Genomic DNA, 25,444 nt, shown 5'->3' with positions numbered 1-25,444 from the left:
CCGCTCAGTTGAGTTGCGCGAATCGCGCGGAAAAGTGGCGCAGCACCGGAGGCTCGGCGACGATCCGGTATCCCCGGAGCCGGTCTCTGTTCCGGAATACCTCGATCACCGATTCGATCACATAGTCGATATGGCTCTGCGTATAGACCCGCCGGGGAATCGCGAGCCTCACCAGCTCCATGGGGGGCGGGATAAACCTGCCGGTGGAGGGCTCCGTGCGGCCGAACATCACGCTCCCGATTTCCACCGAGCGGATCCCCGCCACGCGGTAAAGCTCGCAGACGATCGCCTGGCCCGGAAACTTCTCCGGGGGGACCCCCGGAAGGAAGCGCGCCGCATCCAGATAGATCGCATGCCCTCCCGGCGGCTGGATCATCGGCACGCCGGCCTCGAGGAGTTTCTCGCCGAGGTATTCGACGGACCTGATGCGGTAGGTAAGATATTGCTCGTCGAGCACCTCCTCCAACCCCTGTGCGATCGCCTCGAGGTCCCGCCCTGCAAGCCCGCCGTACGTGACGAAACCTTCGGTGAGGATGAGCAGGTTTCTCGCCCGGCCCGCAAGGGCGTCGTCGTTCATCGCCAGAAATCCCCCCGTGTTCACGAGCGCGTCCTTCTTCGCGCTCATCGTGCAGCCGTCCGCGTGGGAAAACATTTCCCGGGCGATCTCCCTGACCGGCCTGCTTCCGTACCCCTTCTCTCTTTTCTTGATGAAGTAGGCGTTTTCCGCGAACCGGCATGCGTCGAGAAAAAGAGGGATGCCGTGCTTCGCAGCCAGGGCTTTCGTCCGCCGGATATTTTCCATCGAAACGGGTTGGCCCCCGCCCGCGTTGTTGGTGACGGTCAACATGATCAGAGGAATATGATCCTGTCCCCGCTCTTCGATGAGGCGTGCGAGCCCGTCGAGGTCGATATTTCCCTTGAAGTCCGCAACGAGGGCCGGATCTCTCCCGGCGGGAGCAAGAAGGTCCACCGCCTCCGCGCCAGAGAATTCCACGTTCGCGCGGGTCGTGTCGAAATGGATGTTGTTCGGGATGATCTTGCCGGCTCCTCCGGCCAGGGTGAAGAGGATTTTTTCGGCGGCGCGCCCCTGGTGGGTCGGAATGATATGCTTGAATCCGGTCAGCTCCCGGGCGACCTTCTCGAACCGGAAAAAGCTCCGGGCGCCGGCGTACGATTCGTCCCCTTCCATCATCCCCGCCCATTGCTTCGCGCTCATGGCGGCCGTGCCGCTGTCGGTCAGCAGGTCGATCAGGACGTCTTCAGCCCGGATCAGAAACGGGTTGAAGCCCGCCACGCGGAGAATCTCCTCCCGCTGCCCGACGGTGGAAAACGCGATCGGTTCGACGACCTTGATCTTGAACGGCTCGATGATCGTCTTCATTCGCTCTCGTAGGAGACGATCGAGAAGACGTCGTATTCCTGCAGCTTCTTCCGCCCTCCCAGGAACGCAAGTTCGACCAGGAATGCCACACCGATGATACTGCCGCCGAGCCGCCGCACGAGAGAACAGGCCGCGGCGGCCGTCCCCCCCGTGGCAAGCAGATCATCGACGATAAGTATCTTCTCGCCCGCCGCGATCGAGTCTGCGTGGATCTCCAACGCGTCGGAGCCGTACTCGAGCTGGTAGACTTCCCGTATGCTCGCCGAAGGGAGTTTTCCCGGCTTCCGGACGGGAACGAAACCCGCTCCGAGCCGGGAGGCCAGAACGCTTCCGAAAATAAACCCGCGCGATTCGATGCCGGCGATTTTCGCGGCTCCGCTCGAGCGGTACCGCTCGAAGAGCGAGTCGTTCGCCTCGCGAAACGCCGCCGGGTCCTGAAGGAGAGTCGTGATGTCGCGGAAGACGATCCCCTTCTTGGGAAAATCGGGGACGTTCCTGATGGAAGCGCGGAGGCGCTCCGGGGTGTTCGTCACCATTGGGGGCGGTCTTTTTTTCTAAACGCGGCGATCCCTTTTCGGAAATCCTCGGTCTTGCGCGCGAGCGCGTTCAGGTTCGCCGCGTATTCCTCCGCCTGCTTCAGGCCCATCTCGTCATACCGGGAGAAGAGCTCCTTGGTCAGCATCTGGGAAGAGCCGCTCGTCGAATTGATGAGCTCCGAGGCAAATTCCATCACCCGGGCCGGCAGGGCGGCCCCCTCCACGACTTCGGTGACGAGGCCCCTGGCGCGCGCCTCTTCCGCGCCCAGGATCCCTCCCCGAAGGACCAATTCTCTTGCCGCTCCCTCCCCCATTCTCTTGACGAGGTAGAGAAGGATGACCGCGGGAAGAAATCCCATTCGCACCTCCGGCGCCCCGAGGACGGCCTGTTCCTTCGATGCGAAGACGAAATCGCAGGCGGCGGCGAGTCCGCATCCTCCTCCCATCGCGGGGCCGTTCACCATGGCGACAACAGGTTTCTTCAGCCCGTGCACAAGGTCGAGGAGTTTGGTGAGGCTTCGGGCATCCTCGAGATTTTCCGCCTGTCCCAGTGCGGAGATCGTCTGCAGGTATTCCAGATCCATTCCCGCGCAAAACGCCGGACCGTTGCCGGTGAGGACCACCATCCGAACCTGCGGGTTGCGGTTGGCGGCGCTGAAGGCGTCGGTGAGTTCCTTGATCATCGCGCCGTCGAGAGCGTTCCTCCGCTCCGGGCGGTTCATCGTAACAACGGTGAGGCGGTCCTGGGTGGTGCAGAGGATCGTGGAGTAATCCATGGGGCTCAAAGTAAGAAACTTCCCCCCAAATCTCAAGTTTCGCGACAAAAAGCCCCGTCCGGTCTGCCGGGCGGGGCTCGTCGATCGGTGCTCCGGACGATTCTCAAACGTCGTAGTAGAGGGAAAACTCATACGGGTGGGGCCGGAGTTGCATCGGCTTCACTTCCTTCTCCATCTTGAATTCAATCCACGACTCGATCAGGTCTTTGGTGAAGACATCCCCGCGCAGGAGGAAGTCATGGTCCCGCTCGAGATGCCCGAGTGCCTGCTCGAGAGAGCCCGGAGCCGTGGGAATCTTTTTCAGATCCGCCGAACCGAGATCGTAGATGTCGACGTCGAGCGGCTTGCCCGGATCGATTTTGCTTTTGATCCCGTCCAGGCCCGCCATCAACAGGGCGGCAAATCCGAGATAGGGATTGCAGGCGGGGTCGGGACACCGGAATTCGATCCTTTTCGCGGCCGGGTTCTTCGAATACATCGGGATCCGGACCGCGGCGCTTCTGTTTCGCTGCGAGTAGGCGAGGTTCACCGGCGCCTCAAACCCGGGTGTCATCCGCTTGTACGAATTGGTCGTCGGATTCGTAATGGCGCAGAGGGCGGGCGCGTGTTTCAGGATGCCCCCGATGAAATGAAGTGCGAGAGGGCTCAGGTTGGCGTACTTGTCGCCGTAAAAGAGCGGTTTACCCCCCTTCCACAAACTGAGGTGCACGTGCATTCCCGAACCGTTGTCGTTGAACAGGGGCTTCGGCATGAAGGTGACCGTTTTGCGGTTGCGCTTGGCGACATTTTTCACGACGTACTTGTATTTCAACAGGCTGTCCCCCATCCGGAGCAGCGTGTCCCGGCGCATGTCGATCTCGGCCTGCCCGGCGGTCGCCACCTCGTGATGGTGGACCTCCACCCGCACGCCGGTTTTTTCGAGCGTGAGCGCCATCTCCGACCGGATGTCCTGAAGGCTGTCGAGGGGCGCGGTGGGAAAATATCCCTCCTTGAACCGCGGCTTGTGCCCGAGATTCGGGACCGCCCCTCCGTCCTTCCCGCTGTTCCAAAAACCCTCTTCGGAATCGAGGTAATAAAATCCATACTGGTGCGACTGATCGAACCTGGCGCTGTCGAGTATGAAAAACTCCGCCTCGGGCCCCACGTAGCACGTGTCGGCGATCCCGGTGGACCGGAGGTACGCCTCGGCCTTCGCCGCGACATACCTGCTGTCGCGCGAATACCGCTTGAGCGTCATGGGGTCTTTCACATCGCAGATGATGTTCAGGGTCGGCACCGCGGTGAACGGATCGACGAAGATCGTGTCGGGATCCGGAATGAGCAGCATGTCGCTCTCGTGGATCGCCTGGAAGCCTCGGATGCTCGATCCGTCGAACCCGAGGCCTTCGGTGAAGGCGTCTTCGTCGAACTCGTTCCCCATCACCGTAAAGTGCTGCCACTGCCCCAGCATGTCGCAAAAGCGAAGGTCGATCACTTTGATGTCGCTGTCCTTGATTGTCCGGAAGACCTGTTCAATATTTTTGGACGGCTTCGTCGCGCGTACAGGCATTGACTCTCCCTTTCCCTGAGGTTGATTTATTTTGAATTGTGAATTTTAAGTCTGGTCTCTTCCTTGGAGGTCGAAAGGACGACGCTGCTCCGGGTCCCGAGCACTCCCTGCCACGATTGGATTTTTGCCAGCAGCTTCTCCAGGGCCGACGTGTTCGCAGTCCGGACCTTCAGGAGATGCGTCCCTTCCCCGGTGACGGCGTGACACTCGAGAATCCCTTCGGCGGCGTGCGCATGCTCGATGAACGATCCGTAGTGCTTGGAGGAATCGACGGAGACGAAGATAAAGGCGGTGATGTCGTACCCGGCGCGTTTCGGATCGAGAATGGCGCGGTACTCCGTGATGAGGCCCCCCTCCTCGAGTTTCTTGAGCCGGTCGCTCACGGAGGGGAGCGAGAGGCCCACCATTCCGGCGAGGTCGTTCCTTTTCGTCCTTCCGTTTTTTTGAAGGATATCCAGCAGGGCCGCGTCCACCTCGTCCAGGGCCGGGGTCGGTTCCTTACTTATCAAGGGAAAACTAAGAAAAAGTTGACGTTATTAAGGAAGTAAACTGTTTCTACCTGACAATATAAGGCACCGAACGCATATTGTCAAGAAAAATCGTACCGGGGGGCGTTACCGGAGGGCGGACGTGCGGAGGTTGCGGATCGCGCGGGGAATGTTGCGCTGGGAGAAGATGGAGTGTCCTGCCACGAGGGCTGCGGCGCCCGCCCGGACAAGTTCCGCGGCGTTGTGTTCGCCGATGCCGCCGTCGACCTCGAGGACCGTTTTCCGCTTTTTCTTCGCGATCATGCGCGCCACTTCCTGCACTTTCGCAAGAGAGGAGGGGATGAACTCCTGGCCGCCGAAGCCCGGATTGACCGTCATGACGAGCACGAGGTCCGTGAACGGGAGAATCTCTTCGAGCGCGGAGACCGGCGTGGCGGGATTCAGGGCGACGCCCGGTTTCATTCCGGCCTGCCTGATCCTCTCGACCACCCGGTGGAGGTGGACACACGCTTCCACATGCACGGTCAGCCTCGTGGAGCCGGCCTCGCGGAACTCCCCGATGTACCGGAGAGGATCCTCGATCATCAGGTGCGTGTCGAGAGGCAGCTTCGTGATCGATCGCACGGTCTTGACGATCATGGGGCCGAACGTGATATTCGGGACAAAATGACCGTCCATGATGTCGAGATGGATCCAGTCGGCTCCGCCCTGCTCTGCCAGACGGATCTGCCGCTTCAGGTCCCGGAAGTCGGCGGAGAGGATCGATGGCGCTATGGTGACCATGAGTCGGGGGGGCCGGTCAATATTCGATGATATCCTTGTTGCGCTCCCCGCCCTGGACCACGAACAGATCGACAGCCTGGCCGGATGAAACAAGCTCCCCCTTGAGGGGAAACTGCTCGACGACCGTGTTCGGCAAGAGCTCGGTCGACGGGATATAAGTGATATTTCCGAGTTTCAGGCCGCTTGCGGCGAGCAGCGCCTTCGCCTCCGTCAGCGACTTCCTGGTCACATCCGGCACGGTGATCTTCTGGAAGGTGTTCCCCTGGCTGACGACGATCGAAACGAATGCGTCGCGTTTCGCGGTCGCACCCGCTCCGGGGGCCTGCTCGATGACCGTATTCTGGGGAAACGAATCGGAGGGCCGGTATTCGACCGTGCCGAGCTTTAATCCCTGGCGTTCGAGCGCAAACTTGGCGTCCCGGAGAGTCCTCCCTTTGACGCTCGGAATTGCGACGAGCTGTTCCCCCCCGCTGATCGTCATGTAGACCCGCCTCCCCCGCTTGACCTTCTCGCCCGGGAAAGGGCTCTGGATGATGACGAGGCCCGCGGGATGATCCTTATCGAGCCGGACATCCCCTTTCCGCCCTTCAAGGCCGAGCGTAGCGAGGCTCTTGACGGCATCGTCGTAGGGAACGCCCAGAACGGATGGGACTTCGACGATACCCCCCTGATTGACATACCAGGGGAGGATAATGTCGTTGCAAACGAAGAAGAGGATTGAAAAGGCGAGGAGGAGGAGATAGATCCTCTTGGCCCGCCTCGATGTGAATGTCCCTTTCGTGGGCCGCTTCATTAAACCTGATTCTTGCCGTTCATGACGCGAAAATATAGGAAATAGCTTGCCCAACATCAACTGTTCCGCGTCTGCTCCCGTTCCCCCGCGGCGGCCGATCCTTCAAGTTGCGTCACTGGCAGCGGCGCCGGTAGCCGCAGCCTTCAGGCTGCGTTGAACAAACGCAAGCTAGAGCTTGCGGCTACCAATTCCCGGCCAGCATGAGTTCCCTGTCCCAACAAGTGGACAAGGTTCTTCCGTTCCGTGCCACGGCTGTCCCATCCGGGAGGGAACGCCAATTCCCGGTGCCCGATTTTTGCCAGCCCGGCGGGATACCGGTTCGAGTGGCATGCAACTTGCCCGATTTTCCGTGTGGAGGCTTGCAATCTGCCAAAAAAAGCGTTTAATTTAAGCATCGGCCCGCTGATGACTCCCGGTTCCTGGAATCCATATATCGTCCGGACACTCCTCTACTACGATATCTTTGAGCATCCGCTCACGGCCGACGAGTTATTTCACCTCCTTCCGCGGAATTCCATTACGAAACGCTCGTTTCTGGAGCTCCTCGGAACTCTCACGGGCTCGGGTTCGATCCACGGGGAACGAGGCTATTACAGCATTCCGCATGAGGGAGCCGATCTTGCCGGGCTCAGAATCAGGCGCGAGCGGCTCGCCCGCCGGAGATTCCCGATCGCAAGCCTCATGGCTCACGTCATCAAGCGATTCCCCTTCGTCCGCGGCATTTTCATTTCCGGAGACCTCTCCAAGGGGGTCGCGAATCCGAAGAGCGATATCGATTATGTGGTGGTGACCGTCCCGGGGCGGCTCTGGATTTGCAGGATGCTCCTCGTGGCGTTCAAAAAGGTTTTCCTGTTGAACAGCAAGAAGTATTTTTGCCTGAACTACTACCTCGATTCGGATCACCTCGTCCTGGACGACCGCAACTACTACACGGCGACGGAAATCGCGCACCTCAAGCCGCTCTTCAATTCCGCTCTCTACCTGAAGTACATGAACGCAAATTCCTGGATCAAGGGCTTCTTCCCCAATTACCGGATCTCCGCGCTCCGGTCCGCTCCCCCGAACAACCGGAGAAGCGTCCTCCAGTCTCTCCTCGAGCTGCCGTTCAAGGGGAAGTGGGCGGACCGGCTCGACGCCCGCCTGATGGAGTTCATGAAGCGCGTCTGGAGAAAGCGGTACCCCGGCGTGGATGAAGCCACGAGAGATCATGTGTTTCGGTGCAGCATCTCCGAATCCCGGGCCTACGTCGGAAATTTTTCCGGCAAAGTGCTCTCAATCTACCGGCGGAAGCTCGAGGCGTACTCACTCCCCGCGGAGCTCACGAAGGGAGAGTCTCCCGCGTAGGGGCGGCCATGTCGAACGTTCTCTTCACGCATTCATATTTCCTGTCGCTCGACCCGAAGGAGTTCGGGGCCATGATGCCCTACGCCCCTCTCGGCACACTCTATGCCGCCGCCGGCGCGCGCGCCGGGGGGCACAGGGTCGCGCTCTTTGACAGCATGCTCGCTTCGGGACCGGCAGAATTCGGCCTCCACCTGAGGCGGCACCGCCCGGATGTGGTGGTGATCTTCGACGACGACTTCAATTACCTGACGAAAATGTGCCTGACGAGGATGCGCGAGGCGGCATTCAGCCTCACCCGCCTCGCGAAGGCTCACGGCTCGACGGTCATTGTTCACGGATCTGACCCGGGCGATCATGCGGGAGAGTATCTCGAGCAGGGGGCCGATTACGTGATCGCCGGAGAGGGCGAGGCGACACTGTCGGAGCTTCTCGGCCATCTGGCCGGCGGCCGGAACGCCGAACCGGTCGACGGGCTGGTCTACGTCCGGGACGGCGCGATCGTAAGGAACCGCAAGCGGGAGCTCCTGCACGACCTGGATGCCCTACCCCTCCCGGCGAGGGACCTTCTCCACGTGGAACGGTACCGCGCGTTGTGGAAACGGCGGCACGGCTACTTCTCGATGAATATCGTGACCACGCGCGGGTGCCCGTTCCATTGCAACTGGTGCGCCAAACCGGTCTACGGGCAGACGTATCATTCACGCACACCGGGAAATGTGGCGGGAGAAATGGCGCTCCTCAAGAGCGAATTCCGGCCGGACCACCTCTGGTTTTGCGACGATATTTTCGGCCTCAAGCCGGGATGGATCGAGGAGTTCGCGGCCGAAGTCAATGAGGCGGACGCCGCGATCCCGTTCAAATGCCTTTCACGCTCCGACCTCCTCCTGAAGGAAGAGACGATTGTTCACCTGAAACGCGCGGGTTGCCAGACCGTCTGGATCGGGGCCGAATCCGGTTCCCAGAAAATCCTCGACGCGATGGAGAAAGGAACAAGCGTCGAACAGATTTATGAATCGACGCGCCGGCTCCGCGAGGCGGGGATCCGTGTCGGCCATTTTCTGCAGTACGGCTATCCCGGGGAGACCCGGTCCGACATCGAATCGACTCTCCGGATGGTCAAGGAATGCGCGCCGGATGAGATCGGAATCTCGGTTTCATACCCCCTTCCGGGCACGAAATTTTACGAACGCGTGAAATCGGGCCTCGGCGAGAAAAGGAACTGGATCGACAGCCGCGATCTCGACCCGATGGTCGGAACCACGGAGTACAGCCAGGAATTTTACCGCGCGCTCCATCGACTGACCCACAAGAAGTTCCGCCTCTGGCAGGGGATCGAACTTCTCAAACAATCGATCGCCAGGCCTTCACTCCCGGATCGGCGGACGATCCGGCGGCTGGCGTCATCCGCCTACCATGCGCTCACTCTCCCTGGATTGGAAGCCGAGCTCGAAGCGCTCTCGCGGCGCGGCGACACAAACCGGTAGCGCTCCCCGGAATGGATCTTCTTCTTACCCACGGCTATTTCCTCACGGAGGATGAAACCGAAAAGAGGATCCTGAAACCGTACCCTCCTCTCGGAATTCTCTACCTCTCCTCGTACCTGAAGGCCCGGGGCATCGGCGTCTCCGTGTTCGACACCACCTTCAAGTCGTTCCCCGGGTTCTCCGCCTACATCGCCGGAGAGCGTCCTCCGGTGGTCGGAATTTCCTCCAATCTTCTGACGAAGCTGAATGTCCTCAAACAGATTCGTTGTTGCAAGGAGGCCGGGTGCAGGGTGATCGTGGGGGGCCCGGACGTTCCGGAATATGCCGAACAGTATGTGGCCTCCGGCGCCGACGCGGCGGTGATCGGTGAGGGTGAAGAAACAACTTTTGAGCTTCTCGAAGCGCTCTCCAAAGGGGGGCCGACGGGCTCGATCCGCGGGATCGTCTTCCGGAGCGACGACGGGCAGATCGTGAGGACTCCCCCGCGTCCCCTGATACCCGACATTGATTCGATCCCGTTTCCCGACAGGGAGGCCATCGACATGGAAGAGTACATCGGGGTCTGGAAGCGCCGCCACGGCATGGGATCCGTCTCCCTGATCTGCGCGCGGGGCTGCCCTTACACGTGCACGTGGTGCAGCAGATCGGTCTACGGAGAGACGCACCGCCGGCGGAGTGTGGCGAACGTCGTCGGGGAAATAGAGTTGATCCGCGAGAGGTACAATCCCGACATGCTCTGGTTCGCCGACGACGTCTTCACGATGCATCATAAGTGGTTCCACCAGTTCCATGCGGAAATGAAGCGGCGAAACATACGGATCCCGTTCGAATGCATCTCACGCGCCGACCGCCTCTCGGAAGAGATCCTTCAGAAGATCGCCGAGCTCGGCTGCTTCCGGATCTGGTACGGGTCCGAGAGCGGATCGCAACGGATCCTCGATGCGATGGAACGGAGAGTGTCTGTCGGGGAGATCCGGACGATTACCAGACTCGCACGGAAGTTCGGCATCAAGGCCGGCTTGTTCGTCATGCTGGGCTATCCCGGCGAGGAGATCCGGGATATCGAGGCGACCGTGGAGCACCTCAAGGAGACCGATCCCGACACGTTCCTCACCACAGTCGCCTACCCGATCAAGGGGACAACGTTCTATCGCCAGGTCCGGGACCGTATTTCCGTCCCGCCCGACTGGTCTTCCGGCACCGACCGCCAGCTGAGGATCGCGGGGCGGTTCTCCGACCGGTTCTACTGGTTCGCAAACCGCTACCTCGTGAATGAGGTGGGTCAACACCGCATCCGGAATCATGGCGGGAAAAGCTTCGCCGCGCTCGCAACCTCGTTCGCGAAGGCCAAACTTGCCAGGGCAGGCATGGAACTGACGAAGGGATGGCGTTCATGACCGGCGCTCCCGCCGCACAGACGGCGGCTCTCTTCGACCGGGCCGCAGCAGGGTATGACGAAGAGTTCGAACAGCGGGGACTCACCGGGGACCTCCGGAAGGTGGTCCAGGCGACGCTTTTCGCTCACTTTCCGCCCGGAGCGCATGTGCTGGAGCTCAACTGCGGCACAGGGACCGATGCGATCGCCCTCGCAGAGCGGGGGGTGCGCGTGACCTGTCTCGACGCGTCGCCGGAGATGGTCGCCAGAGCCGCGGAAAAAGTCGGGCTCCGTTCTCTCGGTCATCTCATCACCACAAGGGTGCTGGATAATGAGCGGATCGATTCGCTCGGCTCAAGCGAGTTCGACGGCGCATTTTCGAATTTCGGAGGGTTGAACTGCTCCCCGCGGCCGGCGGAGGTTGCCGCGAAACTCGGCCGGGTCGTGAGGCCCGGTGCCGTCTTCGTTGCGTGCCTGTTGAACCGGACGTGCCTCTGGGAGACAGCGGCCTTTCTTGCGCGCGGAAAATTCGGAAAGGCGTTCAGGCGGCTGCGCTCCGGCGGGTCCGGGGCGACGGTCGGCGGCTCGCCGCTGCACGTCTGGTATCATTCACCCGGGGGGATGAAGGGAATCCTGAAGCCCTGGTTCGAAGTTATCGAATTATATGGACTCAGCATTCTCTCACCTCCACCGAATTCTTTGAACTTCATCTCCTCCCATCCGGAGTTGACAGGACGGCTCCTCCGGCTCGACCGGAAAATCCGGGGAACGGTTCCCTTCCGGTCTCTCGGAGACCATTTCGTCGCCGTGGCACGCCGGACTGCTCGCCCGGTACCAGAATGCCCGGTACCAGAATGAGAGCGTCATCCGTGCGCCTCTCGTTTACGCTCATCGCGTCGGCACTTCTGGGGTGCCTCCTCGCATGGTTCGGCCTCGTGCCTGCCATGACAACCATCGATACGGATTTCCCGAATTATTATACGTCGGCCCGCCTGGTGCTGGAAGGCCGGGACGTCTCCAGGATCTACGAGGCGGACTGGTTCCAGAGCCAGATTTACAGGGTAGGAATCGACCAACAGGGGATCTTTGCCCCCCTTCCGCCCGTCACCGCCCTCTTGATGACTCCGGTCGCGTTCCTTCCGCCGGTTCAGGCGCTCCGGGCGTGGACGGTCGTCAACCTCCTGCTCCTCGCCGCAAACGTGATCCTCCTCTCTCGGTGTTCCGGGCGCGCCTGGCCGTTCTCCCTTCTCCTCTTCCTGGCGAGCGGCATCGCTCTGATCAACGACTTCCGCTTTGGCCAGTGTTACCTTCTCGTGACGCTTCTGATCATGGCCGGCTACCTCGGCGAGCGGAGCTCGAAATCCGGGAGATCGGGGATGGCATTCGGAGCCGCCGCGGCCCTCAAGTATTTTCCGGTTGCGTTCATTCCTCTCCTTGCGGTCCGTCGAAGATGGTCGCTGATACTCTGGTTTGCCCTGACGGTCGCGGCGATCTATGCGGCGGCGGCCCTCCTCCTCGGGACCGGGGTCTACCGGCAGTTCCTGTCGCTGCTCCCCGCCCACCTCGAGGGTGAAATCCTCAACCCCTTCGGGGCGACGATGCAGTCCTGGAACAGCCTCCTGAGACGGCTGTTCGTTTCCGATCCGCTTCTTAACCCGAGCCCCGCGATTCAATGGGAAGCCGGTTACGTCATCATGAAGTATGCGATCTATCTGCTCGTCGCTGCGGCCACGATTACGGGCTACCGGAACGCGCAACAAGCGTTCGGTCCCGATGCACCCCCCATCCAGTTCGCCCTGGTGACGATCGCGGCGCTCCTTCTGCTCCCTGCCTCCGCGACATACCATTTCCTCCTCCTGGTCCTTCCGGTAGCCCTCCTCCTCGGGGGCGACCGGGCTCGCTGGCGGCCGGAACAGAAGATCCTCCTGGCATTGTTTATCCTCGTAAGCTGGATCCCGTACCGGCTCTTCCGGCCTTTCGACGGCCGGGGACTCCTGAGCATTCTCGCCTATCCCCGCCTGGCGCTGCTGCTTGCGATGTTTATCACGCTGAGAGTATTTCTCCGAAATTCGGCGAGACTCTTCAATCCCGAAACTGTGCGGGTCTGAACAAGGAAAAAGAAGATCATGTGGCTTTTCTTCCAAATATTCTTCACCACCGTTCTCCTGGGAATACAATTCTTTTTTTACAGGGAATTGCTCGGGGCCGGCGGGCGGAAGCCCCCCCGCCCGTGGGCCCGCCGGACTCTCCGGGCGCTGTTCGTTTTCTTTAACGCTCCCCTGGTGCTTCTCCTCTTCGGGTGGAGGGGGTTCAGCCATCTTCCCCCCGTGCTGGTGGTTTCGACCGTCTACCCCCTCTACCTCTGGCACAGTTCTTTTGTCTTCGTCTTCCTGGTCGTCCTTATGAAAGAAGCGGTACGCCTACCCGTGACGGCGGTGCGTTCGCTCTTCCGTAACGGGAACCGGGACTCAAGCGCCGGGAAGGCCCCCCCAGGGGCGCATCCGGAGGCGTTCGATCCCCGCCGGCGGATCTTCGTCGGCAAGAGTATGACGGTCCTCGCGGGAGCCGCGTTCACGGGATCGGCTCTCGGCGCGTTTCGAAAGGATAGCTTCGACGTCACCGCCGTGGAAGTCCCGGTCGCGAATCTCCCCGCCGAACTGCAGGGATTCACGATCGCGCTCGCGAGCGACATCCACTCGAGCGTGTTCATGACGCTCCCCACGATGAAGCGCTACGTCTCGGCGATCAACGCGATGGAGGCCGACTGTATCGCCGTGACGGGCGATTTTGTGAACAGCATGGTGGACGAAGTTTATCCCTTCGCGGAGGCGTTTTCGGGCCTCAGGGCTCCTCACGGCGTCTACGGCGTCCTCGGAAACCACGATTACTATACCCGCAACGTCGACGCGGTCGCCCGGGAGGTCGACGGCTGCGGGATCCGGCTCCTGATGAACGAAAGAGTCCTGATCCAAAAGGGGAAGGGAACGCTGTTCCTGCTCGGCGTCGACGATACCGGAAACCGCGAGCGGGCTGGACAGTGGTTCGACCGGGCGGGCGCCGGCGCCGGCGAAGGAATTCCGAAAATCCTGATGTGCCACCGCCCGTACCACTTCGAGCAGGCCGCCCGAAGGGGGATTGATTTGACGCTCTCGGGGCACACGCACGGCGGACAGGTGGTGCTGGCGCGGATCGGCACGGATGTGATCGCCCCGGCGCGGGTCGCGTCTCCCTATGTCGCCGGCCTCTACTCCATCGGGACCTCCAGGATGTATGTGTCGCGTGGAATCGGAACCGTGGGGATACCGGTGCGGATCAATTGTCCGCCGGAGATCACGAAGATCACGCTCGTGCGGAGCGTCCCCGATGGTCCCGGATAAGCGGAGGGGAACGCGTTGAACCTCAGGGCGTGGCTCGATACTCTCTCCTCCAGGTCCTTCTCGATCCCCGTCGTCATCCTCTACGTGACGGAAGGGTGCAACCTGCGCTGCTGCATGTGCTCGTACCGCCACCCTCAACCGGGCGAACTTTCGCTCCGGGAACTCGCTTCGCTGGCAGAGCAGCTGGCCGGTTATGGCCTGCGGCACATCGTCTATTCGGGCGGCGAGCCGCTTCTGCGCAGCGACTTTCCGGCCATCTGCGAACTCTTCGGCCGGCACGGGGTCAAACAATCGCTTCTGACCAACGGAGTCCTGCTCGAACAGCGTCTTCCCGAGATCGGCCGCCACTTCCGCGAGATCATCGTCTCGCTCGACGGACCCGATGCGGCCACGCACGACTCGATCCGCGGGGGGGTATCGTTTGAGAGGGCGGTCCGGGGAATAAAAGCAGCCCGGATCGCGGCGCCCGCCGGCCGATCGATCTCGCTCCGGACCGTTCTTCAAAAGAAGAATTACAGAATGATGAGCCGTATGGTGGACACGGCCCGGTCGCTGGGCGTGGGCCGGATCTCCTTTCTCGCCGCCGACCTCCTCTCCGGCGCATTCGGAAGGGATCAGCATGGGTCCGCCCCGGAGCCCGGCGGGTGGAAACAGGAGGTCATGCTGGATGCGTCAGAGCTTCAAGAGTTTCGGGAGATTGTAAGCGCTCTCGTCTCCTCCCGGCGCCGGGAATTTCAGGAACGGTTCATCTCCGAGCCGCCCGCAAAGCTCTTTCATATCGTGGAATACTTCGAGGCGGTCGCCGGGATCCGGCCGTTCCCCAGGAATCACTGCAACGCCCCGAACGTTTCGGCGGTCATCACCTCCACGGGCGAGGTCCGCCCCTGTTTTTTCCTTCCCGGGTACGCCAACGTGCGGGAGGAATCCGTGCGAACGCTGAGCAACGGCTCCGGCATCCGGGCCACGCGCAGGAATGTGAACGAGTATACGCTCGAGCGATGTGCGACCTGCGTCTGTACGCTGCATGTCGGGCACGCCGCTTCGCTTCTTGACAGATTCTGACCCCCCTTGCCGCGATGAATCCGATGAGTGGACCCGCCCTGAGGAAGATCGCCATCGCCATCCTGGTGCTGTCGGCGGGATTCTTTCTTGTACGGGTGATTCCCTACGCGAACCGGCCGACCGCCGGTTTCATGGCCGGTTACTTCGCGGCCAGGATGCTCCTGACACATCAGCCGATGAGCAAACTTTACGACGCGAATTTCTTTGAAGAGTTCAGCCGCGCCGGCTCGGGGCTCCCCCACGGCGAGATTTACACGGTCAACACGCCGGTCCTCCCCTTCCTTTTTCTGCCTCTCGCCCTTCTTCCGATGGATGAGGCGAAGCTCCTCTGGGAGGTCATCTCGCTCGTCTGCCTCCTCGCCGCCCTCGCGCTCCTCTACCGGCATCTCGGCCTGACGCCCCTCGAGCGGATTGTCATGAGCGCGCTTGCCTTCGCGTTCACCCCCGTCTATCTGAATTTTGTCTGGGGGCAGCTCTATGTGTTCCTTCTCCTCCTTCACGCGGGCCTCCTCTTCTTCTGGTCGCGGGGGCTGATCGTGGGCGCGTCCGCCTCGATCGCGCTCATGCTCGCACTGAAGGGGTATGGCGTTTTCTTCCTGCTCGTGGCGCTCCTCCGAAAGGAATGGCTCCTGCTCGGATGCACGATCGTCATCTTCATGCTCGTGGCCGGGCTTTCTTCGCTCGCGGTCGGTTATGACACGTGGATCGCCTACGCCTCCCAGGTCGGACACTTCCTCTCCGCGATCCCTGCCTCGGCGACCTACCAGCAGACGGTCGGGAGCTTTTTCAGCTGGTTCCTGGTGCGCGACGAGTGGCATTCTCATCCATGGCTCGAACTGCCGGGGCTGGTCCGTCCCCTCATGGCCTGTTTCCTTGCGGCCGGGATCCTGCTGCTCGTTCGGGCGGTGCGCGCCTGCGGCCGCGGGGGGCTCGATCTGCCGTTCGCAACCGGAATGATTCTCAGCGTAGTGACGGCGCCCCTCCTCTTCGACTATCACTACGTCCTGCTCCTCATCCCGCTCCTGATCTGCTACAAGAGCCTTTCCGGATCCTTGCAGGCGGGAGGCGTCGCGGCGTTCGGGGCCGCATTGTTGTTGCTTGTTCCCAAAATTCCGTATTATGATCCTATGTTCCAGAATAGCTGGCTCGGGATCGCCGGTTTTCCGAGGCTCTATGGGGCCCTCGTCCTCCTTTGGATCATGTTCCTGACCGGACGGCGAGACCCGGCGACGGCAGTGGAAGCTCCGCTTCGGATGGAGCCGGCGGCTTTATGATCGCCTTCGTCAACCCCCGGAGCGCCCGGTGGAATCACAGGCTCCCGCTCTCTCTCCTGGCCGTGGCGTCCGGCATCGAGGGGAGATACGAATGGCATTTCGTGGATGAGAACCTCGACGGCGAGGCGGGGAAACCCCTCCGCGAGCTCATCACCCGGCGGGGTGTGCGGCATGTGGCGCTGACGGTCATGCCGGGGCCCCAGCTTGTGAGGGCTGTGGCCATCTCAAAAGAACTGAAAGCGGCGTTCCCCTCCGTGACCGTCATCTGGGGGGGCACGTTCCCAACCATTCACACGGAGACCGTCCTCGCCGCGGGCTGCGTCGACTATGTCGTTGCCGGCCAGGGGGAATCGACTTTCCGGGAGCTGATCGACGCGCTTGAAAGCGGCTCCGGCCCTGGAGGAGTTCCGGGAGTCGCATTCCGCCGGAAGGGGAGCTTCGTCAAAAACCCGCCCCGTCCCTTCGCCCATCCCGACGACCTTCCTCCCCTTCCGTATGACCGCATCGACCTCCGGCGATATCTCGCCAGGACCTACCTGGGGCGGCGTACCATCGGATATCATTCAAGCTACGGGTGCCCTTTTACCTGCGGCTTCTGTGCGGTGGCGGCCATCTACGACGGCCGCTGGCTCGCCAAAGATCCCCACGCAGTGGCGAAGGATCTCTTCGAGCTCCAGGAGAAGTACCAGATCGACTCGGTGGAGTTTTTCGACGACAACTTTTTCGTATCGGAAGTCAGAACGCGCGAACTTGCCATGAATCTTCTCGGGCGCGGGATCAGCTGGTGGGGGGATGCCAGGATCGACACCCTGATGCATTTCTCCGATTCCACGCTTGCCCTGATGAGGGCGAGCGGCTGCAAGATGATCTTCATGGGGGCGGAAACCAGTTCGGAAGAGACACTCCGCCTGATGAACAAGGGGGGCACGCAAACGCCCGATCTGGTCCTCGAATTTGTAAAACGCATCAAGGATTTTGACATCATCCCGGAATTGTCGTTCGTCTTCGGGTCCCCCTCGGGCGACGTCGAAGCGGGAATCGATCGCGATATCCGCTACATCCGGAGGGTGAAAGAGATCAACCCCGGGGCCGAAATCATTTTCTACGTCTATGCGCCGGTCCTCCTCCCCGGGTCGAGGATGTACGAGGAGGCAAAAACCCACGGGTTTGAATACCCGAAGACGCTGGAGGAATGGGTGAGCCCGAAATGGCAACACCTTGATCTTCGCAAGGAATCGGCGACGCCCTGGCTCAGGGCGCACCATATCGTAAAAATCAGAAATTTCGAACGCGTGCTGAACGCATATTATCCGACAGTTTCGGACCTGAAACTGACCGCCGCGAGGAAGGCATTTCTTCGCGCGGTGAGCGGGTGGCGGTACAATCTGAAGTTTTACACCGCTCCTTATGAAGTCCGCTTCGTGTTGTCGAAACTGCTCAGGTACCGGCAGCCGGAGATCGAAGGAGCGGAACAGTATGGCCGCTAGGGGATTGTCGAGGCCGGTTGTGATCCTCTACAACCCGGTCGCTCCGTACTACACGATTCCGCTTCAGTACCTCGCACTGGCCTCGGTGATCGACCCGGCCCGCTACGAAGTTCGAATCATCGACGCTCGAATCGAAAAGAGCGGCTGGCACGCACACAAAAAAGTGCTCGACCTCCTCCCCCGCGCCGTCTGCGTCGGTGTCTCCGTCATCACCGGAACGCCGATCAAAGATGCCGTCGCCATCTCCGCCCTCGCCAAAAAATCGGCCCCCGGCGTTCCCGTCGTCTGGGGCGGGTGGCACCCGTCCATCTTTCCCGAACAGTGCCTCCGGGAGGGCGCTGCGGATTTCTGCGTCTCGGGCCAGGGGGAAGTCACCTTCGCCGAATTGCTCGATGCCCTCGACTCGGGAGGCGGCGTCGAAGGAATCGCCGGGCTCGCCTACTTGAGGAACGGGGAATTTGTCCGGAATCCGGAGAGGAAGTTCATCGACATCAACAACTTCCCTTCCTACGATTACGGCCTCGTCCCGATTGAAACCTACTTCCGCCTCAAAGGGAGACGGCAAATTGATTTTTACTCCTCCCAGGGATGCCCGTACCGGTGCGGATTTTGCGCCGATCCCTACGTGTACAGCCGGCGATGGTCGGGGTTGAAAACCCGGCGCATGATGAGCGACGTGTTCGAGGTCGTGCGGAAGTATCGGGTCGAGGACGTGCTTTTTCAGGATGAGAATTTTTTTGCGAACCGCAACCGGGTGCTCGAGTTCTGCAGGGGGATCAACGAGTCGGATTTCCGGTTCTCGTGGGCCGCAACCTCCCGCGCCGACCAGATCGCGCCGCTGGACGACGATCTCCTCCGCGAGGTCGCCCGGGCGAATCTCCGGAAGGTGATGATCGGCGCCGAGTCGGGCTCGCAGGAGATGCTCGATCTCATGAAAAAGGACACACTCGCGGAGGAGGCGGTCATTTCGGCCGAGAAGCTGGCCCGGCACGGCATCGGGGCCGCATTCGGGTTCATCGTCGGGTTTCCGGAAGAAGGGTTCGAGGACACGCTGAAGACCCTCGACATCATCAAGCAGATCAAGAGAATCGATCCGGGGATGGAGTTCAATATCTTCTTTTTCACGCCCTACCCCGGGACGGAGCTCTACGAGCAGATCGTGAGAAAGGGATACCGGCTCCCCGCATCGCTCGCGGAATGGAGCGACATCGACTTCATCCTCTACTCGGGCTACTGGGTCAGGGAGGACGAGCGGGAATATGTCAACCGGTTCAAGTTCTACGCGAAACTTGCGACGGAGAACAGGTCTGTCCGCCTCTGGACCAACCCGGTCCGATATGTGGCGGCCCAGCGCCTGAAGAAAGATTTCTACAAGCTCCCCGTCGAAAAGGAAATCATCAATTTCGTCCGATACAAGCTTCTCCACCGGGTCAACTGGTAGCGTGTCGATCCGGACCATCGCGAGGCGGGCTTGTTTTTCGGTCGCCTACCGCTTCTATGCCCGGCCCAGGCTCGGGAGGACCGACCGGGCGAGAGTCATGGGCTACACCCTCGACGTCCCTCCCGGGGTCTTCCATCCCGGCCTCTTTTTCAGCAGCAAGACGTTCGCGCACTACCTGCAGGAAGCGCCCCTGGAGGGGAAGGCGGTCCTCGATATGGGATGCGGCTCCGGAATTCTTTCCCTCGTCGCGGCCGGCCGGGGTGCATCGGTCACCTCCATCGACATCAACCCGGCGGCGGCCGAAGCCACCCGCGTGAACGCATCCCGCGCCCGGGTCCGGGTGCGGGCGCTCTGCGGCAATCTGTTCGAGCCGCTCGGGGCGGGCGAGCGCTTCGACACCATTCTCTTCAATCCCCCCTTCTATACCGGAAATCCGAAGGACATGGCCGCGATGGCATGGCATGGAGGCGCAGATTACGCGATCATCCGGGGTTTCTTTTCCCTCGCCGGCCGCTTCGTGCGCAAGGCGGGCTCCATCCTCTTGATCCTCTCCTCCGATATGGAGATTCCGAGGGTTTCCGGGATCGCGCGGGCCGCGGGGTTTTCGATGGAGTGCGTTCACACCAGGGCTCTCTTCTTTGAAGAATTGTCCGTCTACGAGGCGCGGCTCCTCCCTTGATTCTCACAGGGGCTTTTTCTATATTTCGCCAGATTCACATCACTTGAACCGCTAGTGAACTATCAGGCGCTTGCTAAAGCCGCAAAACAAGCCAAGAAACACTCCTACTCACCATATTCCAGGTTCCGCGTCGGGGCTGCCCTCCTGGCGAAGTCCGGGAAGGTTTATTCCGGCTGCAACATCGAATCGAGCTCCTTCAGCCTGACGATCTGCGCCGAGCGCACCGCCCTGTTTAAGGCGGTCTCGGAGTCGGAAAAGAGCTTTAGTGCCATGGCGATCGCGACCGACTCCGAGGAATTTGTCTCTCCGTGCGGAGCATGCCGGCAGGTGATCCATGACTTGGCCGGAAACATCGAGCTCATCCTTGTGAATTCAAAAGGAAAGACGAAAAGCTACAAGTCAGGCGCCCTGCTCCCGGTCCCGTTCAGGGATAAGCTTCTTCCAATTCAGCATGCAGATGGAACCAGTCACCCTTCATAACATGCCCTTCAACACCGGCTGGATAGAGGTCATCACCGGGTGCATGTTCAGCGGCAAGACCGAAGAGTTGATCCGGCGGCTCAGGCGGGCCCAGATTGCCAAGCAGCAGGTGGTGATCTTCAAGCCGAAGGTCGATAACAGGTACAGCACGACGCAGATCGTCTCGCACAGCGAGCAATTTCTGACTTCAAATGTCATTGATAACCCCCTTGAAATTTGTGACTTAGGCGGGAAGGCTCAAGTCATCGGGGTGGATGAAGCCCAGTTCTTCGAGCCGAGCCTGATTGAAGTTTGTGAAAGACTTGCGAACTCGGGGAAGCGGGTCATCATCGCGGGGCTCGACCAGGACTACCGGGGGAGGCCGTTCGGGCCTATGCCCGAGCTGCTCGCCCTGGGAGAGTATATAACGAAGACTCTTGCGATCTGCATGGTCTGCGGCAATCCCGCCGACAGAACTCAACGAATCACCCAGCAACAGGAGCTGGTGGTTGTGGGAGCACGCGATGTGTACGAAGCCCGTTGCCGCAAGTGTTTCGTGCCTCCTTCGGAATCGGAAAGGTGATAAAGAGGTAAATCCATGAAGATCGGAACATACGCAATACGGCGGCTCCGGACCTGTGCGATACTGCTGCTCTCGCTCCTCGGTCTGCTCGGAGGAGGGTGCGGGAAAAAGAACAACCAGGAACAATCTCCCCCCTCGCTGACCGTCGGCCTTGTCTTCGATGTGGGGGGCCGGGGAGACAAGTCGTTCAACGACGCGGCCTATAGGGGCCTCGAGAGGGCAAAGAAAGAGCTCGGGATCAACTTCGAGTACCTCGAGCCGGGGCCGGGAGCCGACCGGGAAGCCGCCCTCCGGCAGTTTGCGAGCCGCGCCGACATCGGGCTGATTTTCGGAATAGGGTTCATCTTCACGGACGATATCACGAACGTCGCGAAGGAGTTCCCGGGCAAGAACTTCGCGTGCGTCGATTACACCTATGACTCGTCCAAAGCCCTCCCTCCCAACCTCGTGGCGCTGGAATTCAAGGAAGAGGAGGGCTCGTTTCTGGTCGGAGCTCTCGCCGCCCTCATGACGAAGACCAATGTGATCGGTTTCGTGGGGGGCATGCAGTCGCCGCTCATCAAAAAGTTCGAAGTCGGGTACGTCGCCGGGGCGAAGTATGCGAATCCCGGATGCGACGTGCTCGTTTCCTACGCCGGGATCACCGGGGACGCGTTCAAGAATCCCGGAAAGGGAAAGGAGCTGGGGCTCGGACAATACGGCCGGGGAGCGGATATCATCTACCACGCCTCGGGGGTCACGGGACTGGGAGTCTTCGAGGCGGCGCGCGAAAAACACAAACTGGCGATCGGGGTCGATTCCGACCAGTATCTCGAAGCTCCGGGGTACATCCTGACGAGCATGATCAAGGTCGTCGACAACTCCGTGTTCGAAATCATCAAAGCTCAAAAGGAAGGCAAGTTTCCCGGCGGCCGCGCGGTGATGTTCGACATCCGTTCCAAGGGCGTCGATTACATCTACGACGAACACAACAAGGCCCTCATCCCCGACAACGTCCATTCAAAAGTCGAGGAGATTCGGAGCAAGATCATCTCCGGGGAAATCAAGGTTTCCTATCAATAATTCCTCCCGCCAGTAGCCGCCCGGCCTCCGTGTACCTCGCTGAACTGCAGGATATCACAAAAACGTTCGGCGCCGTCAAGGCCAACGACCGTGTCACCGTCCGGATTCGCAAAGGCGAGATCCATGCGCTCGTCGGCGAGAACGGGGCGGGCAAGTCCACTCTCATGAAGATCCTGTACGGCATGTACGCCCCCGATGCGGGCCGGATCTCGGTCGACGGCCGCGAGGTGCGCATGACCAGCCCCCGGAAAGCCATCTCCCTCGGAATCGGCATGCTTCACCAGCACTTCATGCTGATTCCCACCTTTACCGTCACGGAGAATATCATCCTCGGGACAGAGCCGGGCGGCCGCTTCGGCAGCCTCAACATGCGGGACGCCGAGCGGGAAATCGACCGGCTCTCGGAAACATACCGCCTTCAGGTCGATTCCCGGGCGAAGATCGACTCTCTCTCCGTCGGATTGCAGCAACGGGTTGAAATCCTCAAGATCCTCTACCGGAAGGCGGAACTGCTCATCCTCGACGAGCCGACGCCGGTCCTGACTCCGCAGGAGGTCGAGGAGTTCTTCGGTACTATCAGGCTGTTGAAGAGCCAGGGGAAGACGGTCATTCTGATCACGCATAAGCTGAGCGAAGTCATCTCGATCAGCGACAGGGTGACGGTCATGCGTCACGGTTCCGTGGCCGGCGAGGTGGAAACACGGTCGACGAACGTCCGCGAGCTCGCCCGGATGATGGTGGGCGACGAGGCCGGAGCGCCGGCCGAAAAAACCTCCTCCCGCACGCCCGATCCGCGCGTCATCATCCGGAACCTCAGCGCAATGAACGAACGGAATCTTCCCGTCGTGAGGGACGTCTCCCTTTCGATTGCGGGCGGCGAGATTCTCGGGATCGCCGCGGTCGAGGGGAACGGGCAATCGGACCTGGTCCACGTCCTTGCAGGGCTCCGGCCGGCATCCGCGGGATCCGTGGAGATCGGCGGAATACACCTGCTCCCGGGAAGCCGGGAAATCGCCGTCGCCCATATCCCGGAGGACCGGCTCAAGTTCGGTATCATTGTCGAATTCAGCATGGCAGAGAATCTCATCCTTGGCCGGCACCGCGAACGCCTCTTTTCGAGGCATTCCCTTCTCCGACAAAAAGCCATTGACGAATACTCGGAGTGGATCATCCGTGAGTATAACGTCAGGCCGCCGGACGCCCGGCTCCCTGCAGGCTCGCTCTCCGGAGGAAACCAGCAGAAGGTCGTCATCGGCAGGGAGCTCTCGAAGGGGACGGAATTCATCATCGCCTGCCAGCCGACCCGCGGACTGGACATCAGGGCGATCGACTTCGTTCACCGGGCCATGATACGGGAACGGAACCTGGGGAGGGCGATTCTTCTGGTATCGTCGGACCTGTCCGAACTCCTCTCGCTCTCAGACCGGATCGTCGTCATGTACGAGGGACGGATCACCGGGAGTTTTCGTTCCTCCGGCACATCGGAGCGGGAGCTCGGGCTCTACATGACGGGGTCCCAGAAACAGGAAGCGGCGGCGCTGAATTGAAGATCGTCACGCATATCGTGTCCCTTCTCGCCGGCCCTGCGATCGCTTCCGCGGCGTCGCTGCTTGTCGGGGCGGTGTTTATCGTCGGGCTCGGCAAGAACCCCCTCGATGTCTACGGCCTCTTCTTCTCGCAGACGTTCGGAAGCGCGTACGGCATCGGCCAGGTGCTCTTTAAGGCCACTCCGCTCATGTTCACCGGGCTCGCCGCGGCGATCAGCTTCCGCGCGGGACTGTTCAATATCGGCGCCGAGGGGCAGCTGACCGTCGGCGCGTTCGTCACCGCGCTGGTCGGATTTTCAGGCGAGGGGCTCCCCCCTCTCGTTCTCATTCCGGCAGCCCTTCTCGCGGGGATGGCGGGCGGCGCCCTCTGGGGATTCGTCCCGGGTCTTCTGAAGGCCCGGTTCGGCTCCCACGAGGTCATCAATACGATCATGATGAATTTCATCGCCTCGGCCCTTGTCAGCTACCTCGTTTCAAACGTGTTCTTTGTCCCGGCGAGCGTGCATACCCCCCGCATCGCGCAGGCGGCCGAAATACCACGCCTCGAAGCCGTGATGGATCAGTTACGGGGCGCTCCGGTGAATTTCAGCCTCCTTCTGGCAGTGCTCGCCTGCTTCGGAATCTATTTCCTCCTCTGGAGGACGCGGCCCGGGTATGAGCTCCGGGCCACCGGCCTCAACAGAAACGCCGCGCTCTACGGGGGGATTCGGGTTCGCGGCCAGATGATCATCGCCATGACCCTCTCCGGCGCTCTCGCGGGGCTGGTCGGAAGTAATTTTGTGCTCGGGTACAAGCACTACTTTGAGCTCGGTTTCTCCGAGGGGATCGGGTTCATCGGGATCGCGGTCGCCCTCCTTGCGAAAAACCATCCCGTCGGCATTATAGCGACCGCGCTCTTTTTTGGAGTCCTGGAATACGGAAGCCTCACCATCAATACCCTCGTCCCGAAGGAGCTCGCCAACATACTCCAGGCGATCATCATCCTCTTCGTGATCATCCTGACCCGGCTGGCCAACCGCTGGATGCTTCGCTTCCGGCAGCGGGCCGCAACCCTGGCCCCCGCATGATCGAGACGATCTTCAGCGTCGTGTTCCTCATCCAGGTCCTCAGGATCTCGATTCCGTATGCGCTCCCCGCGATCGGCGCCACCTTCAGCGAGCGCGGAGGAGTGGTGAACATCGCCCTGGAAGGGATCCTGTTGATAGCGGCCTTCGCTACCACCGTCGTCACGTACTATACGGGGAGCCCCCTGCTTGGAATCGCCGCCGGCACCGTTGCCGGAATAGCCACGGCCCTCCTCCATGGATTGATTTCCGTCACCTTCAAGGCGGATCAGATCGTCAGCGGGATCGCGATCAATCTCTTTGCGGTCGGCATTACAAAGTTCTCGTGCCAGCTGATCTTCAACAGCTCGAGCAATTCCGCGAGGATCGTGGGAATGGAACAGTGGGAGAGCCTGATGAGCGTCCCGTTTCTCCGCTCCCCGTTCATCCCCGTCACGGTCCTTCTTCTCGTCATCTCCAATCTGGTGCTTTTCCGGACGAAATTCGGGTTGCGGTTGAGGGCGGTCGGCGAACACCCCGAGGCCGCCGATACGCTCGGAGTGAGCGTCGGCAGCGTGCGGTATGCGGGGGTGCTGATCAGCGGCGGCTTCGCCGGACTCGCGGGGGCGTGGCTCGCAATCGACCAGCACAGTTTCACCGACGGGATGTCGGCAGGGCGGGGATTCATCGCCCTGGCCGCGATGATCATCGGAAAATGGAGCCCGACGGGCGCCGCGGGAGCCGCCCTCCTCTTCGGACTCGCCGAGACTCTCACCATACAGCTTCAGACCTCCTCGCGCTACCTGCAGCTCATCCAGATGATCCCCTACGTATTGACCATGATCGTCCTCGCCGGTTTCATCGGGCGATCCACTCCCCCCGCGGCGGACGGCGTGCCTTACGAAAAAGAGGCCTCGTGAG

General features: G+C 61.0%; 24 protein-coding genes. 17 read left to right on the top strand and 7 right to left on the bottom strand.

Annotated features, from left to right (window positions below; genetic code table 11):
* Positions 1-4 precede the first annotated feature (4 nt).
* The 7 genes from VI215_06715 to VI215_06685 all read right to left on the bottom strand — a co-directional run bounded on the left by VI215_06715 (position 5) and on the right by VI215_06685 (position 6,306).
* Positions 5-1,381 carry a tryptophanase gene (locus VI215_06715; GenBank protein HEY6192005.1) on the bottom strand — a complete coding sequence of 459 codons (1,377 nt, stop codon included), beginning with the start codon at positions 1,379-1,381 and terminating at the stop codon, positions 5-7.
* Positions 1,378-1,917, bottom strand: a complete 540-nt coding sequence (locus tag VI215_06710) for an adenine phosphoribosyltransferase (protein HEY6192004.1) — start codon at positions 1,915-1,917, stop codon at positions 1,378-1,380. Before VI215_06710 ends, VI215_06715 begins: the two co-directional genes overlap by 4 nt.
* A complete protein-coding gene (locus tag VI215_06705) occupies positions 1,911-2,693 on the bottom strand; it encodes an enoyl-CoA hydratase-related protein (protein ID HEY6192003.1) in 783 nt (260 codons plus the stop codon). Before VI215_06705 ends, VI215_06710 begins: the two co-directional genes overlap by 7 nt.
* A 103-nt stretch (positions 2,694-2,796) precedes the next feature.
* Positions 2,797-4,242, bottom strand: coding sequence for a type I glutamate--ammonia ligase (gene glnA, locus VI215_06700; protein ID HEY6192002.1), 1,446 nt, complete (start codon positions 4,240-4,242; stop codon positions 2,797-2,799).
* A 26-nt stretch (positions 4,243-4,268) separates the two neighbouring features.
* The gene (locus tag VI215_06695) at positions 4,269-4,751 is read right to left on the bottom strand and encodes an Lrp/AsnC family transcriptional regulator (protein ID HEY6192001.1); all 483 of its coding nucleotides are present in this window, start codon (positions 4,749-4,751) and stop codon (positions 4,269-4,271) included.
* 105 nt (positions 4,752-4,856) lie between these two features.
* Entirely contained in the window at positions 4,857-5,513 is a 657-nt protein-coding gene (gene rpe / locus VI215_06690) for a ribulose-phosphate 3-epimerase (protein ID HEY6192000.1), read from the bottom strand.
* 16 nt (positions 5,514-5,529) lie between these two features.
* On the bottom strand, positions 5,530-6,306 hold the full coding sequence (locus VI215_06685; protein ID HEY6191999.1) for a PASTA domain-containing protein: 777 nt from the start codon (positions 6,304-6,306) through the stop codon (positions 5,530-5,532).
* A gap of 405 nt (positions 6,307-6,711) precedes the next feature.
* Here VI215_06685 and VI215_06680 point away from each other — a divergent pair, with 405 nt between their 5' ends.
* Genes VI215_06680 through VI215_06600 form a run of 17 tightly spaced genes read left to right on the top strand, consistent with a single transcriptional unit; the run spans position 6,712 to position 25,443 of the window.
* Positions 6,712-7,650 carry a hypothetical protein gene (locus tag VI215_06680; protein HEY6191998.1) on the top strand — a complete coding sequence of 313 codons (939 nt, stop codon included), beginning with the start codon at positions 6,712-6,714 and terminating at the stop codon, positions 7,648-7,650.
* A gap of 8 nt (positions 7,651-7,658) precedes the next feature.
* Positions 7,659-9,134 (top strand): radical SAM protein, encoded by a 1,476-nt coding sequence (locus tag VI215_06675; GenBank protein ID HEY6191997.1) that lies wholly within the window; start codon positions 7,659-7,661, stop codon positions 9,132-9,134.
* An 11-nt stretch (positions 9,135-9,145) separates the two neighbouring features.
* On the top strand, positions 9,146-10,531 hold the full coding sequence (locus tag VI215_06670) for a radical SAM protein (protein ID HEY6191996.1): 1,386 nt from the start codon (positions 9,146-9,148) through the stop codon (positions 10,529-10,531).
* The gene (locus VI215_06665) at positions 10,528-11,367 is read left to right on the top strand and encodes a class I SAM-dependent methyltransferase (GenBank protein HEY6191995.1); all 840 of its coding nucleotides are present in this window, start codon (positions 10,528-10,530) and stop codon (positions 11,365-11,367) included. The genes VI215_06670 and VI215_06665 overlap by 4 nt, the downstream gene beginning before the upstream one ends.
* An 11-nt stretch (positions 11,368-11,378) precedes the next feature.
* Entirely contained in the window at positions 11,379-12,617 is a 1,239-nt protein-coding gene (locus VI215_06660) for a glycosyltransferase family 87 protein (GenBank protein HEY6191994.1), read from the top strand.
* Positions 12,618-12,635: 18 nt separating this feature from the next.
* Positions 12,636-13,886, top strand: coding sequence for a metallophosphoesterase (locus VI215_06655; GenBank protein HEY6191993.1), 1,251 nt, complete (start codon positions 12,636-12,638; stop codon positions 13,884-13,886).
* 15 nt (positions 13,887-13,901) lie between these two features.
* Positions 13,902-14,948, top strand: a complete 1,047-nt coding sequence (locus VI215_06650; protein ID HEY6191992.1) for a radical SAM protein — start codon at positions 13,902-13,904, stop codon at positions 14,946-14,948.
* A gap of 23 nt (positions 14,949-14,971) precedes the next feature.
* Positions 14,972-16,222 (top strand): glycosyltransferase family 87 protein, encoded by a 1,251-nt coding sequence (locus VI215_06645; protein HEY6191991.1) that lies wholly within the window; start codon positions 14,972-14,974, stop codon positions 16,220-16,222.
* The gene (locus tag VI215_06640; protein HEY6191990.1) at positions 16,219-17,709 is read left to right on the top strand and encodes a radical SAM protein; all 1,491 of its coding nucleotides are present in this window, start codon (positions 16,219-16,221) and stop codon (positions 17,707-17,709) included. Before VI215_06645 ends, VI215_06640 begins: the two co-directional genes overlap by 4 nt.
* Positions 17,699-19,150 (top strand): radical SAM protein, encoded by a 1,452-nt coding sequence (locus VI215_06635; GenBank protein ID HEY6191989.1) that lies wholly within the window; start codon positions 17,699-17,701, stop codon positions 19,148-19,150. The genes VI215_06640 and VI215_06635 overlap by 11 nt, the downstream gene beginning before the upstream one ends.
* A gap of 1 nt (position 19,151) precedes the next feature.
* Positions 19,152-19,829 (top strand): HemK2/MTQ2 family protein methyltransferase, encoded by a 678-nt coding sequence (locus tag VI215_06630; protein HEY6191988.1) that lies wholly within the window; start codon positions 19,152-19,154, stop codon positions 19,827-19,829.
* A 54-nt stretch (positions 19,830-19,883) separates the two neighbouring features.
* Positions 19,884-20,309 carry a cytidine deaminase gene (gene cdd / locus VI215_06625; protein ID HEY6191987.1) on the top strand — a complete coding sequence of 142 codons (426 nt, stop codon included), beginning with the start codon at positions 19,884-19,886 and terminating at the stop codon, positions 20,307-20,309.
* Positions 20,287-20,871, top strand: a complete 585-nt coding sequence (locus VI215_06620) for a thymidine kinase (protein ID HEY6191986.1) — start codon at positions 20,287-20,289, stop codon at positions 20,869-20,871. The genes cdd and VI215_06620 overlap by 23 nt, the downstream gene beginning before the upstream one ends.
* Before the next feature lie 15 nt (positions 20,872-20,886).
* Positions 20,887-21,933 (top strand): BMP family ABC transporter substrate-binding protein, encoded by a 1,047-nt coding sequence (locus tag VI215_06615; GenBank protein ID HEY6191985.1) that lies wholly within the window; start codon positions 20,887-20,889, stop codon positions 21,931-21,933.
* Between the two features lie 29 nt (positions 21,934-21,962).
* Positions 21,963-23,480, top strand: a complete 1,518-nt coding sequence (locus tag VI215_06610) for an ABC transporter ATP-binding protein (protein ID HEY6191984.1) — start codon at positions 21,963-21,965, stop codon at positions 23,478-23,480.
* A complete protein-coding gene (locus VI215_06605; GenBank protein HEY6191983.1) occupies positions 23,477-24,547 on the top strand; it encodes an ABC transporter permease in 1,071 nt (356 codons plus the stop codon). Before VI215_06610 ends, VI215_06605 begins: the two co-directional genes overlap by 4 nt.
* A complete protein-coding gene (locus VI215_06600; GenBank protein HEY6191982.1) occupies positions 24,544-25,443 on the top strand; it encodes an ABC transporter permease in 900 nt (299 codons plus the stop codon). The genes VI215_06605 and VI215_06600 overlap by 4 nt, the downstream gene beginning before the upstream one ends.
* The last annotated feature ends 1 nt before the right edge of the window (position 25,444 follow it).

This window comes from Bacteroidota bacterium (assembly GCA_036522515.1).
Lineage (GTDB): Bacteria > Bacteroidota > Ignavibacteria > UBA10030 > SZUA-254 > VBOC01.
This window is presented reverse-complemented; position numbering and strand designations above follow the sequence as displayed.